The organism is Escherichia sp. MOD1-EC5990 (genome assembly GCF_002965285.1).
Classification (GTDB): domain Bacteria; phylum Pseudomonadota; class Gammaproteobacteria; order Enterobacterales; family Enterobacteriaceae; genus Escherichia; species Escherichia coli_F.
Genome location: NZ_PTRV01000040.1, coordinates 1 through 13,566 on the forward strand (window position 1 = coordinate 1; position 13,566 = coordinate 13,566).

Sequence of the window (13,566 nt, forward strand, 5' to 3'; positions counted from 1 at the left end):
GAGTCCGGCCTGTATTACAACCGCCACCGCTATTATGACCCGCTGCAGGGGCGGTATATCACTCAGGATCCGATTGGGCTGAAGGGGGGATGGAATTTTTATCAGTATCCGTTGAATCCGATCTCAAATATAGATCCATTAGGATTAGAAACACTAAAATGCATTAAGCCACTGCATTCAATGGGCGGAACTGGTGAAAGAAGCGGTCCAGATATATGGGGGAATCCGTTCTATCATCAATATCTTTGTGTCCCAGATGGTAAAGGGGACTATACTTGTGGTGGCCAAGACCAACGGGGAGAATCAAAAGGAGATGGTCTATGGGGGCCAGGTAAAGCAAGTAATGATACAAAAGAAGCTGCTGGCCGTTGTGACCTCGTTGAAACCGATAATAGTTGTGTGGAGAACTGTTTAAAAGGGAAATTTAAAGAGGTAAGGCCGCGTTATTCTGTATTGCCTGATATATTCACACCTATAAATTTAGGGCTATTTAAAAACTGCCAAGACTGGTCTAATGATTCTTTAGAAACATGTAAGATGAAGTGCTCCGGAAATAACATTGGACGTTTTATTAGATTTGTATTCACCGGAGTGATGTAATGAAATATATTATTTTTTCATTCAGAGCTATATGGCTGGCGTTATCACTTTTAATGCTATTCTTTTCCATGCATAGACTTTCACTATTAGACTCCACTCGTGATGTGAGCGAGTTAATTAGTCTCATGTCTTATGGAATGATGGTAATATGTTTTCCAACAGGCATAGTATTCTTTATTGCTCTAATATTTATAGGGAGTATTTCAGACATTATTGGCGTAAGAATTGATAGCAAGTATATTATGGCGATAATAATATGGCTTTATTTTCTGTCAGGAGGGTATATTCAATGGTTTGTATTAAGTAAGCGCATTATAAATAAATAAAGTTAATTGCTCTTATTATTATATGTAACCTGGGCATTGATATCCCGTATGCAACAGACCCGGCAGGTAACCGCCTGCCCGACCCGGAGCTGCACCCGGACAGCACCCTCAGCATGTGGCCGGATAACCGTATCGCCCGCGACGCGCACTATCTTTACCGGTATGACCGTCACGGCAGGCTGACGGAGAAAACCGACCTCATCCCGGAAGGGGTTATCCGCACGGATGATGAGCGGACTCACCGGTACCATTACGACAGCCGGCACCGGCTGGTGCACTACACGCGGACACAATATGCAGAGCCGCTGGTCGAAAGCCGTTATCTTTACGACCCGCTGGGCCGCAGGGTGGCAAAACGGGTGTGGCGGCGTGAACGGGACCTGACGGGCTGGATGTCGCTGTCAAGGAAACCGGAAGTGACCTGGTACGGCTGGGATGGCGACCGGCTGACCACGATACAGAACGACAGAACCCGCATCCAGACGGTATACCTGCCGGGAAGTTTCACGCCACTCATCAGGGTCGAAACCGCCACCGGTGAGCTGGCGAAAACGCAGCGCCGCAGCCTGGCGGATGCCCTTCAGCAGTCCGGCGGCGAAGACGGAGGCCATGTGGTGTTCCCGCCGGTGCTGGTGCAGATGCTCGACCGGCTGGAAAGTGAAATCCTGGCTGACCGGGTGAGTGAGGAAAGCCGCCGCTGGCTGGCATCGTGCGGCCTGACGGTGGAGCAGATGCAAAACCAGATGGACCCGGTGTACACGCCGGCGCGAAAAATCCACCTGTACCACTGCGACCATCGCGGCCTGCCGCTGGCGCTTGTCAGCACGGAAGGGGCAACAGCGTGGTACGCAGAATATGATGAATGGGGCAACCTGCTGAATGAAGAGAACCCGCACCAGCTGCAGCAGCTCATCCGGCTGCCGGGTCAGCAGTATGATGAGGAGTCCGGCCTGTATTACAACCGCCACCGCTATTATGACCCGCTGCAGGGGCGGTATATCACTCAGGATCCAATTGGGCTGAAGGGGGGATGGAATTTTTATCAGTATCCGTTGAATCCGATAACTGATATTGACCCGTTGGGATTAGCGACCTGTTTATACAGCATAACTTTAGGTATGCTTTCATGCGTTTCAGATACGCCAAGTGATGATAATTCTTATGGTGTGCTTACTATTTCAGTCGCCTCTGGTAATAATGGTAATAATATGCAATGTAAAAATAATCCTGGTTGTACACACTTACAAAATAGAGGCCCAATACCTCAAGGGGTATGGACCTGGAATGTTAATGGTCCTGGAGCAACTAATAGAAAACCTAATGGTATACGTTTAGTACCGTCAGCAAATACAGAAACGTATAATCGTGATGGATTTTTAACACATAGTTGTTTAAACGCTTTTGGTCCATCTTTAGGACCTCGATTCTGTTCCGAGGGTTGTATAACTGGTTCATCTAATGACATGCAAAAATTAAATGGGCTAATATTTTCAGAGCCAGATAGCACATTAACAGTGACGGACTAGAAATATGGCAAGGTTATTAACAATTGTGCTTTTTTTCTCTATTTCTGCGAATGCAGTTACTGTAAACCAATTTCAGAGAGAGTTGGATTTGGCAGACAAGGCAATATTATGGGCACTAATATCAGCCAGTACCCAAGAGGGACGAAAAGCGTGTTCATTTAGCTATTTTTCATGTAAAGCCGCAGAGGCTGAACTCGGACTGGCATATATGGCTGCTAATGATAACAAGGCATTTCTCACATCCTTATCTAGAATAATGATGTACAAAATAGATGCTGGACTTTCCGAATCCTATACATGCTATTTATTAAGCAAGGGAAAGATCATAAGACCATATCTGAAGAATCTAAATCCACACCAACTTGTCGCTGATTGCATTGAAACTGTAAATAAAATAAAAGATAAAAATAGAAAAATCATTGATATAGATTCAGTTAATATTTGCAATGATAATAAAAATATAAATTGGAGAGTTAATAGTACTATTGTAGCCATTGATGATTCTATAAAATGCATCGATGAATAATAACTTAATTATATTTAAAAATATATTAATAACTCACTCTCCAGGAGTTTTTTTAACTTAGTGTTATAATGAATGCGATAATTAAAAGTGAAGAGAAAAATAGTTGTATACATATATTCCATGAACCTATATTGTGATCTATAAATTATATATTTTTAAATGTGATTGTCATCCTTCAGATAATAAAGCCATCATCGCAATAGATGGAAAAGCACTCCTGCTCTTTTTTGATTAGAGTCGTGGCAGAGGAACAACTCATATCATCATTGCGATCTCGACAATGTATAGTCTGATCCTTCGGCAGATCAAGACGGATAAAAAATCCAATGAGTTCACACTCATCCCGAACTTCTTAACATAATGGATATTAACGAAAAATCATCACAGCCGATGAAATAATATGCAAAAATAATTAGTCCTTGCAGGGAGCAAAGTTCCATAATCTCCCCCGCCCCCCTCAATGATCCAAATAAAGATAATGCATCCAACTGGTCATTCTTAGCAGCACCTTCCGCATCACCGAAACATGGCTGAAATGGTCGGAGTAAACTGCCACCTGGGCGTAGATGCCGTCGGGTAAGGCATCGATATCATCGTTAGGGTCCAGTTCGATGGTTCCCAGCACACCGTCCGTGCCGGGTACGACCGTTAATGATTGCAGTACCCCCTGCGCCTGATACGAACCGCCTGGCACGACAGGTAAAATACTAGTCAGTTTGCCGTGGAACACCTGCCCAGGTAGCGCGTTAAACACCACTTCCGCATCATCGCCGGGTTTCAGACGTAACAGCGAGTTCTGCCGAAATTGGGCGACAATTTGCCGTTTTTGCTCGGGGATGAAAACCATCACCGGACGTAGCGGCAAGGCAGCTGCGTATGTACCTGGGCGGATCAGTACCTGAGTAACGTAGCCATTGCTCGGCGCGCGAATGACGGTCTGCTCAAGGTTATATTTTGCTTCAGTAAGCTGCGCCCTTAAGCTGACAATCTGCGACTGCTCACCGTTAACCATACTGTCGAGCTGGCTCTGGATTTGCGCCTGTTCCGCCACCGAACCTTTCACCAGCGCATCCTGCGCGAGGAAGTTTTGCCGCGCATCGTCGATGTCACGTTCCGAGAACGGATTTACCGCCGCCTGGCTGCCTTTCAGGTAACGTTGATAATTTTTAAACAAGCGGTCACGCTCCGCTGAAACCTGGGTGGTATTGGCTTGCGCTTCAGTGAGCTGCGCGCGCAGTGTCTTTATATTATGCGTCGCCGTCATCAGGTCAGCCTGAAGCCTGTCGACTCGCGCCTGATAACGTACCGGGTCGAGCTTAAAAAGCACCTCGCCCTTCTGAATAAGCTGATTATTCTTGTCAGTGACTTCAGTCACGATCCCCGTCACCTGTGGCGTGATGGGAATAGCAATCACCGCTTTCTGTGCGGTAAAAGTGTAAGGGTGGTTGTAGTTCATCAACAAAATCAAACCACTCACCAGAAACACGCCTCCCAGCGCCGCCGTCGCCAGCGTCCACTGATTTACCGGAATGCGGAAGATTTTAAAGACCGCCCACGCCAGCGCCACGTAAGTTAAAACAATCAATAGATCCATATTTAGATCTCCGGGAACGTGGAATAGTCAGTCTTTTTCTCGGCGGCGAGTTGATGCTCCAGCCGGGAAATTCGGTCAGAAAGTGCGGCGATTTCCGGGTCAGTCGCTTTCTCCTGCGACGCAACATGTGACTGCATACCCCAGCCACGCTCCGGTTGATAGAGCGTCGCCCAGATCCACAGGAACGGCCAGATAACATGCAGAGTAAACAGGCTCACCCAGCCCGCCGTATGAATAGCGTCGGCATGGGGGTGATTGCGCTTTTTGGCAATCAGATAAGGGATGTCATGTATCGCGATGATTCCATAAAAAATCACCAGAAAGACGAAGATCAGCACTCCCAACGCGAAATAGTTTAGAAACATATCTGCCTCGGATTCACGTTTATCGGTGTTGTTTTTTGGCTGGCAGCCAGAAGGGAGTCAGGCTGATATTTTGACAATAATTCGGGTTCGCGATTCTCGCCATAACACCAAAGAATAATTTTTAGAGGTTATGAGTTGCTTAGTTACATAACGATTTTATGACGAAGGCATAACATGCTGCAGATCACATCAGGTGAACGCCGTAAGAAAATATCTTGTGATTCAGATCACAAAGATTCAACAAACTAACAAAACAAAAATGTGACATTACTCACATTTAAATGCCATTTTTAGCGAAAATCGTCGTCTTGTTGCTTTTTTACACAAGTATTTTGTGATGTATATCACGTCAATTACCTCTCTACCCCCTATATTTATGTGATTCATATCACACAAAAAGCCGTCGACTGGACAGTTAACCGATTCAGTGCCAGATTTCGCACTATCCACAAGGTCCGGCTACCTCTGCCGCCACATTAACAAAAAACCTCGGGCTTCCAGCCTGCGCGACAGCAAACATAAGAAGGGGTGTTTTTATGTCATCCGATATTAAGATCAAAGTGCAAAGCTTTGGTCGTTTCCTCAGCAACATGGTGATGCCAAATATCGGCGCGTTTATCGCGTGGGGTATTATCACCGCATTATTTATTCCAACAGGGTGGTTACCGAACGAAACGCTGGCGAAGCTGGTCGGGCCGATGATCACTTATCTCCTGCCACTACTGATCGGTTATACCGGTGGTAAGCTGGTAGGCGGCGAACGTGGCGGCGTAGTCGGTGCCATCACCACAATGGGCGTTATCGTCGGCGCAGATATGCCGATGTTCCTCGGTTCTATGATTGCAGGTCCGCTGGGCGGCTGGTGCATTAAGCACTTCGACCGCTGGGTAGACGGTAAGATCAAATCCGGTTTTGAGATGCTGGTGAATAACTTCTCCGCTGGCATCATCGGGATGATCCTCGCTATTCTGGCGTTCCTCGGCATTGGCCCAATTGTTGAAGCCCTGTCCAAAATGCTGGCTGCGGGCGTTAACTTCATGGTTGTCCATGACATGCTGCCGCTGGCGTCTATCTTTGTTGAACCGGCGAAAATCCTGTTCCTCAACAACGCCATTAACCACGGTATCTTCTCGCCGCTGGGTATTCAGCAGTCCCATGAACTGGGTAAATCCATCTTCTTCCTGATTGAAGCTAACCCAGGTCCGGGTATGGGTGTTCTGCTGGCGTACATGTTCTTTGGCCGTGGTAGCGCTAAACAGTCTGCGGGCGGTGCGGCAATCATTCACTTCCTGGGGGGTATCCACGAAATCTACTTCCCGTATGTGCTGATGAATCCGCGTCTGATTCTGGCCGTTATCCTCGGCGGTATGACTGGCGTGTTCACGCTGACTATCCTGGGCGGTGGTCTGGTTTCTCCGGCATCTCCGGGCTCTATCCTTGCGGTACTGGCGATGACGCCAAAAGGTGCTTACTTCGCTAACATCGCGGGTGTGTGTGCGGCGATGGCAGTCTCCTTCGTTGTCTCTGCCATTCTGCTGAAAACCAGCAAAGTGAAAGATGAAGATGATATTGAAGCAGCAACTCGTCGTATGCAGGACATGAAAGCTGAGTCTAAAGGTGCGTCTCCGCTGTCTGCGGGCGATGTGACTAACGACCTGAGCCACGTCCGTAAAATCATCGTTGCCTGTGATGCCGGTATGGGTTCCAGTGCGATGGGCGCAGGTGTGCTGCGTAAGAAAATTCAGGATGCAGGTCTGTCGCAGATTTCTGTTACTAACAGCGCGATCAACAACCTGCCGCCAGATGTGGACCTGGTCATCACTCACCGTGACCTGACCGAACGCGCTATGCGCCAGGTTCCGCAGGCACAGCATATTTCGCTGACCAACTTCCTCGACAGCGGCCTGTACACCAGCCTGACCGAACGTCTGGTTGCTGCCCAGCGCCATACTGAAAACGAAGTAAAAGTGAAAGACAGTCTGAAAGACAGCTTTGACGATTCCAGTGCTAACCTCTTCAAACTGGGTGCGGAAAACATCTTCCTCGGTCGCAAAGCGGCCACCAAAGAAGAAGCGATTCGTTTTGCTGGCGAGCAGCTGGTGAAAGGTGGTTACGTTGAGCCGGAATACGTTCAGGCAATGCTGGATCGTGAAAAACTGACCCCGACTTATCTGGGTGAGTCCATCGCGGTACCGCACGGTACGGTTGAAGCGAAAGATCGCGTACTGAAAACGGGCGTGGTGTTCTGCCAGTACCCGGAAGGCGTGCGCTTCGGTGAAGAAGAAGATGACATTGCCCGCCTGGTGATTGGTATTGCTGCCCGTAACAACGAGCACATTCAGGTGATCACCAGCCTGACCAACGCACTGGATGATGAGTCCGTCATCGAGCGTCTGGCGCACACCACCAGCGTAGATGAAGTACTGGAACTGCTGGCAGGTCGTAAGTAATCCAACCCCACTCTCTCCACATGGAGACGGTGGGGCTAATTGCCTGATGCGCTACGCTTATCAGGCCTACAAAACAAAGCACAATTTGTTGAATTTGCACGTTCTTGTAGGCCGGATAAGGCGTTTGCGCCGCATCCGGCGCGGCTCCTCTCCACATGGAGAGGGTTTGGGTGAGGGAAAAGCCTCACCCCAGCCCTCTCGGGTAAAAACATTGATGAAGGTTAATACTATGAAAGCATTACATTTTGGCGCAGGTAATATCGGTCGTGGCTTTATCGGTAAACTGCTGGCAGACGCGGGTATCCAACTGACGTTTGCCGATGTCAATCAGGTGGTACTTGATGCCCTGAATGCCCGTCATAGCTATCAGGTTCATGTGGTCGGTGAAACCGAGCAGGTAGATACCGTTTCTGGCGTCAATGCTGTCAGCAGCATTGGTGATGATGTCGTTGATCTGATTGCTCAGGTTGATTTAGTCACTACCGCCGTGGGCCCGGTTGTGCTGGAACGTATTGCTCCGGCAATCGCCAAAGGGCTGGTGAAACGTGAAGAACAAGGTAATGAATCCCCACTGAACATTATCGCCTGTGAAAACATGGTACGCGGCACCACGCAACTGAAAGGCCATGTGATGAACGCCCTGCCAGAAGACGCCAAAGCGTGGGTAGAAGAACACGTTGGCTTTGTGGATTCCGCCGTTGACCGCATCGTACCGCCTTCCGCTTCGGCAACGAACGATCCGCTGGAAGTGACAGTCGAAACCTTCAGCGAATGGATTGTCGATAAAACCCAGTTCAAAGGTGCACTGCCGAACATCCCAGGCATGGAGTTAACCGACAACCTGATGGCATTTGTTGAGCGTAAACTCTTCACCCTGAATACAGGTCATGCTATAACCGCGTACCTCGGAAAACTGGCAGGTCATCAGACCATTCGTGACGCAATTCTCGACGAGAAAATCCGCGCGGTAGTAAAAGGGGCGATGGAAGAAAGTGGCGCTGTACTGATTAAGCGTTACGGTTTTGACGCGGACAAACATGCGGCGTACATCCAGAAAATCCTTGGTCGTTTTGAGAACCCGTATCTGAAAGACGATGTAGAGCGCGTAGGCCGTCAGCCGCTGCGTAAACTGAGTGCTGGCGACCGTCTGATCAAGCCACTGCTCGGAACGCTGGAATATGGTCTGCCACATAAAAACCTGATTGAAGGTATTGCCGCTGCAATGCACTTCCGCAGTGAAGATGATCCGCAGGCTCAGGAACTGGCAGCACTGATCGCCAACAAAGGCCCGCAAGCCGCACTGGCGCAGATTTCTGGCCTTGATGCAAACAGCGAGGTTGTATCCGAGGCGGTAACCGCTTATAAAGCAATGCAATAATGGTGGACCAGGCGCAGGACTCCCTGCGCCCGAATAACAGATTGTCAGATATGCAGGCAACAATGGAACAAACCCAGGCCTTTGAAAACCGTGTGCTTGAGCGTCTGAATGCTGGCAAAACCGTGCGAAGCTTTCTGATTACCGCCGTCGAGCTTTTGACCGAGGCGGTAAATCTTCTGGTGCTTCAGGTATTCCGCAAAGACGATTACGCGGTGAAGTATGCTGTAGAACCGTTACTCGACGGCGATGGCCCGCTGGGCGATCTTTCTGTGCGTTTAAAACTCATTTACGGGTTGGGTGTCATTAACCGCCATGAATATGAAGATGCGGAACTGCTGATGGCATTGCGTGAAGAACTAAATCACGACGGCAATGAGTACGCCTTTACCGACGACGAAATTCTTGGCCCCTTTGGTGAGCTGCACTGTGTGGCGGCGTTACCACCGCCGCCACAGTTTGAACCCGCAGACTCCAGTTTGTATGCAATGCAAATTCAGCGTTACCAACAGGCTGTGCGATCAACAATGGTCCTTTCACTGACAGAGCTGATTTCCAAAATCAGCTTAAAAAAAGCCTTTCAAAAGTAAGTACTTTCGCTTACTTCTCCTCTACCTGTTTCGGCCGATAAAGCCGACGATAATACTCCAGACGTTGTAGATATAACGGCACGCTTTCATCAGGTATTCCGGATGGAATCGCATTGCGGGGAGGAAGTTTTTTCAGATACTCCCGGAACGCCTGGCTCGATGCCATGAAATCTACAGCTTTATCGATAAGAAGCGGAACGTTTTCACCTAATTTGCCCATGATGATATCTCCGTATTACCCCGCGCCGGGAATGCGCGGCCGCCAATTTTAGTTTAGATCCCGGTCTAAATGACATTAAGGAAAACGTGCTCAATCCTCAATAATGATCCTCTTCTGTTGTCTATCTTTTTTCTTTAAATTTCCTAATTAATCAATAGATTGGGTGATTTTCAAACACATTAATGGTTACAATCTGGAACTATTACAATGCCATCTGTTGTGAACAAAGCACCTGGTCGCGCATACTAGAGGCTATAAATTTATCTCTATCAGAAGTCATCACATGAAAGAAGTCGAAAAAAACGAAATCAAACGTCTCAGCGATCGCCTGGACGCTATCCGCCATCAGCAGGCTGACCTGTCACTGGTTGAAGCCGCAGATAAATATGCCGAACTGGAAAAAGAAAAAGCCACGCTGGAAGCCGAAATTGCTCGCCTGCGTGAAGTTCACAGCCAGAAACTCAGTAAAGAAGCGCAAAAACTGATGAAAATGCCCTTCCAGCGCGCGATTACCAAAAAAGAGCAGGCTGATATGGGCAAGCTGAAGAAAAGTGTTCGCGGACTGGTAGTTGTGCATCCGATGACCGCGCTGGGCCGTGAAATGGGCCTGCAAGAGATGACCGGATTCTCTAAGACCGCATTTTAAGTACCTGTCTCACCGCTGTAATCACAGCCTCTCACGATTTACTCGCTCCTGCTGGCACATGCAGGAGCCTGATACCAGATATCGGATATCTTTAACATTCTTATCACTATTGCTTCCATCTCACCGGCTCTTTGAAGCGCATATTACAGGCTAAATTCTGAAATTATGGTATGGAATAAAAAAGTGATATATAAGCGATAACAATGAATTAATGCACATTAATGCCTGTAACAGCCATTAATTATTTATATTTATCGCTCAGAATCACACACTTCCCAAGAAAACATCACCATGCTGAATATTAATATTTCTCCTGGTCAGTGTTTTCATCCGGTGAAACATTTGACATTGATTGACATCGATCATTAAAATCCGCGCGATTAATATTATTGGCTACAATCTGAAATTGTCTGACATTTAATGTCATGTTCGCACTACCAATTAATACAACAATTAATAGAAAAAGTCTCTTATAAATTTATATAGCGTATATTTTCCACTCGAATCATTCATAAAAAGGATGATTACGCCGTAACAGTTAACGTATCGGGATCATGAAAAGGAATTCACCCTATGAGCATCAAAAAAGCACTATTAAGCATGTTGATAACATTGCCACTCTGGGTATTGACTGGGTGTGACTATATTGAGAAAGCGAATCTGATCGACGATCTTGTCAAACAGCAAGAATTGCAAAAAAGTAAAATAGAGATTCTTGAAAAAGAACAAGAACAATATAAAAGAAAAATAGAAATTATTGAAAATCAACAAATTAATATTGCAAACACCACTAAAGTGCTGGCGGGTGTAGTAAAGGCAGTCAAAGACAAACAGGACGAATTTGTCTTCACCGAATTTAACCCAGCACAAACAAAATACTTCATTTTAAACAATGGCTCGGTTGGTTTGGCAGGCCGGGTGCTGGCTATTGATGCGGTTGAAAATGGCAGCGTTATTCGTATTTCGCTGGTCAACCTATTAAGCGTTCCCGTATCAAATATTGGCTTTCAAGCCACATGGGGCAATGAAAGACCCACCGATGCCAAAGCGCTGGCAAAGTGGCAGCGACTGCTGTTCAACACCACCATGAACTCCACCCTGCAATTAATGCCAGGTCAATGGCAAGACATTAATCTGACATTAAAAGGCGTTTCACCTAATAACCTGAAGTATCTGAAGTTGTCCATCAATATGGCTAATCTCCAGTTCGACACTGTTCAACCTGCTGAAACCCGGCAGCGAAAAAACAAAAAATAAATGCAGCTTCTGCGCTTATATCAAGGAATAGAGAGCATCAATAATGAACAAAATTTTTAAAGTTATCTGGAATCCAGCGACGGGCAGTTACACCGTTGCCAGCGAAACGGCTAAGAGTCGTGGGAAAAAGAGCGGGCGCAGTAAGCTGTTAATTTCTGCGCTAGTTGCCGGTGGGTTACTCTCATCAGTTGGAGCCTATGCTTCGGTTTCACTTGACGGTGGTAAAAGCGCAGAAGAAATTGCAGGCGAAACGCCACTGAGTGATAACTGGATTGCTATTGGTAAAGAGGCCGTCGCCTCATCAGATACAATGGGTACAGGCACAACGGGTACAGGGAGTGTTGCTGTCGGGGCAAGAGCTAATGCCGGAGTGGGGAGTACTGCAATTGGCTTCTCGAGTAATTCCTCAGGAGAAAGATCGGTCGCCTTAGGGCAATCAACGGTTTCCACGGGTAGCCGCTCAATCGCCATCGGCAGTGCGGCTAAAGCGACCAGCGATTATACCCTTGCACTGGGGAATTCTGCACAAGCTACAGCTGAAGGTGCCATGGCGTTGGGCAAGGATACGGTAGCAAGTGCTGCGAATGCCCTTGCATTAGGGCGATTGGCCAAAGCATCAGGAACTAACTCCATTGCCACAGGTAGTGAGAGTGCTGCTAGTGGTGAAGACAGTCTCGCATTAGGTAGAAAAGCTAAGGCAGAGAATACAGGTTCCATGGCTATGGGAGCAGAAACAGAAGCCAACTTCTTTTCCTCAGCCATTGGTTATAAAGCTAAAGCCTTCGGATGGTACAGTCTGGCAATGGGGTCAGAAAGTAAAGCTACTGGTGAAGACAGTATTGCGCTGGGATATAACAGTGATGCAGCCGGTAAAGACTCCATCGCGATGGGCTCTAAGACCAAAGCCGCTGAAAATGCAACGGCAGTGGGTACTGATGCGAAAGCAAATGGGCTTAATAGTATCGCGTTGGGTTCCGGGAGTATTGCCGATGCCGACAACACGATTGCTCTGGGCAGTCAAAGTCAGGCAATAGCAGCTGGCACAATTGCCATCGGTCAAGGGAATAAAGCTGACGGCGCAAATGCTATCGCGCTGGGAAATGGGAGTATTACCGGTGGGGCAAATGCCATTGCTCTTGGACAAGGCAGTTATGCCGGTTTAGAAAATGGTACTGCAATTGGTGCTCAAGCCAGTGCTCAGGGGAAAAATTCAGTTGCTCTGGGTGCTGATTCTGTCGCGACTGAAGCGGATACTGTCTCCGTGGGTAACACAACAGCTCAGCGAAAAATTGTCAATATGGCAAAAGGTGATATCGACACTGACAGTACTGATGCCATCAATGGATCACAGCTTTATGCTATTAGTAAGTCAGTAGCGGATAATCTTGGTGGAGGAGCGACCGTCAATTCGCAGGGCGTTGTGACTTCCCCGAATTACAGACTGAAAAATGGTATTTATGGCAATGTTGGCGACGCCTTAGCGGATCTAAACACGAATACGATACAATGGGACAACCTTAAAAAGGGATATAGTGCGGCACATGGTACAAATGCCACCAGCAAAATCACTAACGTCACCGCTGGCGACCTTTCAGCCACCAGCACCGACGCCGTTAACGGTTCTCAGCTGAAAACCACTAACGATAACGTGGCGACTAACACCACCAATATCACTAACCTGACTGATACGGTGACTGACCTTAGTGAAGACGCCCTGAAATGGGACGACGCCGCAGGCGCATTCACCGCTGCACACGGCACCAACGCCACCAGCAAAATCACTAACGTCACCGCTGGCGACCTTTCAGCCACCAGCACCGACGCCGTTAACGGTTCTCAGCTGAAAACCACTAACGATAACGTGGCGACTAACACCACCAATATCACTAACCTGACTGATACGGTGACTGACCTTAGTGAAGACGCCCTGAAATGGGACGACGCCGCAGGCGCATTCACCGCTGCACACGGCACCAACGCCACCAACAAAATCACCAATGTCACCGCTGGCGAGCTCTCTGACACCAGCACCGACGCCGTTAACGGTTCTCAGCTGAAAACCACTAACGATAACGTGGCGACTAACACCAC

At 47.8% G+C, this 13,566-nt stretch carries 12 protein-coding genes and 1 pseudogene; 10 read left to right on the top strand and 3 right to left on the bottom strand.

Annotation, left to right across the window (positions count from 1 at the left end; genetic code table 11):
- The 4 genes and pseudogenes from BEB42_RS25175 to BEB42_RS25190 form a co-directional block, all read left to right on the top strand.
- Positions 1–600, top strand: a 600-nt coding sequence (locus tag BEB42_RS25175; RefSeq protein ID WP_001824441.1) for an RHS repeat domain-containing protein, incomplete at its 5' end; no start/stop codon positions are given.
- Positions 600–926: a protein YbfB gene (gene ybfB / locus BEB42_RS25180; RefSeq protein WP_000873947.1), complete on the top strand. Its 327-nt coding sequence runs from the start codon at positions 600–602 to the stop codon at positions 924–926. The genes BEB42_RS25175 and ybfB, both read left to right, overlap by 1 nt.
- Before the next feature lie 26 nt (positions 927–952).
- Positions 953–2,017, top strand: a pseudogene (locus tag BEB42_RS25185) (RHS repeat-associated core domain-containing protein); the annotation flags it as partial.
- 439 nt (positions 2,018–2,456) lie between these two features.
- Entirely contained in the window at positions 2,457–2,978 is a 522-nt protein-coding gene (locus BEB42_RS25190) for an Imm57 family immunity protein (protein WP_000113245.1), read from the top strand.
- Positions 2,979–3,435: 457 nt separating this feature from the next.
- Here BEB42_RS25190 and BEB42_RS25200 read toward each other — a convergent pair whose 3' ends face one another.
- Together BEB42_RS25200 and BEB42_RS25205 are read right to left on the bottom strand one after the other, a co-directional pair.
- Complete coding sequence (locus tag BEB42_RS25200) at positions 3,436–4,572, bottom strand: HlyD family secretion protein (protein ID WP_000364939.1); 1,137 nt, start codon at positions 4,570–4,572, stop codon at positions 3,436–3,438.
- A 2-nt stretch (positions 4,573–4,574) separates the two neighbouring features.
- Entirely contained in the window at positions 4,575–4,937 is a 363-nt protein-coding gene (locus BEB42_RS25205) for a DUF3302 domain-containing protein (protein ID WP_000479624.1), read from the bottom strand.
- A gap of 536 nt (positions 4,938–5,473) precedes the next feature.
- On the opposite strand from BEB42_RS25205, the gene mtlA reads away from it, so the two are divergent.
- The 3 genes from mtlA to mtlR all read left to right on the top strand — a co-directional run bounded on the left by mtlA (position 5,474) and on the right by mtlR (position 9,352).
- Positions 5,474–7,387, top strand: coding sequence for a PTS mannitol transporter subunit IICBA (mtlA, locus tag BEB42_RS25215; protein ID WP_000093242.1), 1,914 nt, complete (start codon positions 5,474–5,476; stop codon positions 7,385–7,387).
- Between the two features lie 229 nt (positions 7,388–7,616).
- Complete coding sequence (mtlD, locus tag BEB42_RS25220; protein ID WP_000645414.1) at positions 7,617–8,765, top strand: mannitol-1-phosphate 5-dehydrogenase; 1,149 nt, start codon at positions 7,617–7,619, stop codon at positions 8,763–8,765.
- On the top strand, positions 8,765–9,352 hold the full coding sequence (gene mtlR, locus BEB42_RS25225; RefSeq protein ID WP_000228261.1) for a mannitol operon repressor MtlR: 588 nt from the start codon (positions 8,765–8,767) through the stop codon (positions 9,350–9,352). Before mtlD ends, mtlR begins: the two co-directional genes overlap by 1 nt.
- Before the next feature lie 10 nt (positions 9,353–9,362).
- On the opposite strand, the gene yibT is transcribed toward mtlR, so the two are convergent.
- A complete protein-coding gene (gene yibT, locus BEB42_RS25230) occupies positions 9,363–9,572 on the bottom strand; it encodes a protein YibT (RefSeq protein WP_000517099.1) in 210 nt (69 codons plus the stop codon).
- Positions 9,573–9,855: 283 nt separating this feature from the next.
- Here yibT and BEB42_RS25235 point away from each other — a divergent pair, with 283 nt between their 5' ends.
- From BEB42_RS25235 to BEB42_RS25245, 3 genes are all read left to right on the top strand, one after another.
- Positions 9,856–10,218: a YibL family ribosome-associated protein gene (locus tag BEB42_RS25235; protein WP_000665680.1), complete on the top strand. Its 363-nt coding sequence runs from the start codon at positions 9,856–9,858 to the stop codon at positions 10,216–10,218.
- A 573-nt stretch (positions 10,219–10,791) separates the two neighbouring features.
- Positions 10,792–11,475: a DUF3251 domain-containing protein gene (locus tag BEB42_RS25240; protein WP_000023347.1), complete on the top strand. Its 684-nt coding sequence runs from the start codon at positions 10,792–10,794 to the stop codon at positions 11,473–11,475.
- Positions 11,476–11,518: 43 nt separating this feature from the next.
- On the top strand, positions 11,519–13,566 hold a 2,048-nt coding region (locus BEB42_RS25245; RefSeq protein ID WP_272897078.1), incomplete at its 3' end, for an ESPR-type extended signal peptide-containing protein.

Coding starts and splice junctions, on each gene's coding strand:
- BEB42_RS25200 (WP_000364939.1), bottom strand. CDS start 4,572: ATGGATCTATTGATTGTTTTAACTTACGTGGCGCTGGCGTGGGCGGTC.
- mtlA (WP_000093242.1), top strand. CDS start 5,474: ATGTCATCCGATATTAAGATCAAAGTGCAAAGCTTTGGTCGTTTCCTC.
- ybfB (WP_000873947.1), top strand. CDS start 600: ATGAAATATATTATTTTTTCATTCAGAGCTATATGGCTGGCGTTATCA.
- mtlD (WP_000645414.1), top strand. CDS start 7,617: ATGAAAGCATTACATTTTGGCGCAGGTAATATCGGTCGTGGCTTTATC.
- BEB42_RS25205 (WP_000479624.1), bottom strand. CDS start 4,937: ATGTTTCTAAACTATTTCGCGTTGGGAGTGCTGATCTTCGTCTTTCTG.
- BEB42_RS25190 (WP_000113245.1), top strand. CDS start 2,457: ATGGCAAGGTTATTAACAATTGTGCTTTTTTTCTCTATTTCTGCGAAT.
- BEB42_RS25235 (WP_000665680.1), top strand. CDS start 9,856: ATGAAAGAAGTCGAAAAAAACGAAATCAAACGTCTCAGCGATCGCCTG.
- mtlR (WP_000228261.1), top strand. CDS start 8,765: ATGGTGGACCAGGCGCAGGACTCCCTGCGCCCGAATAACAGATTGTCA.
- yibT (WP_000517099.1), bottom strand. CDS start 9,572: ATGGGCAAATTAGGTGAAAACGTTCCGCTTCTTATCGATAAAGCTGTA.
- BEB42_RS25240 (WP_000023347.1), top strand. CDS start 10,792: ATGAGCATCAAAAAAGCACTATTAAGCATGTTGATAACATTGCCACTC.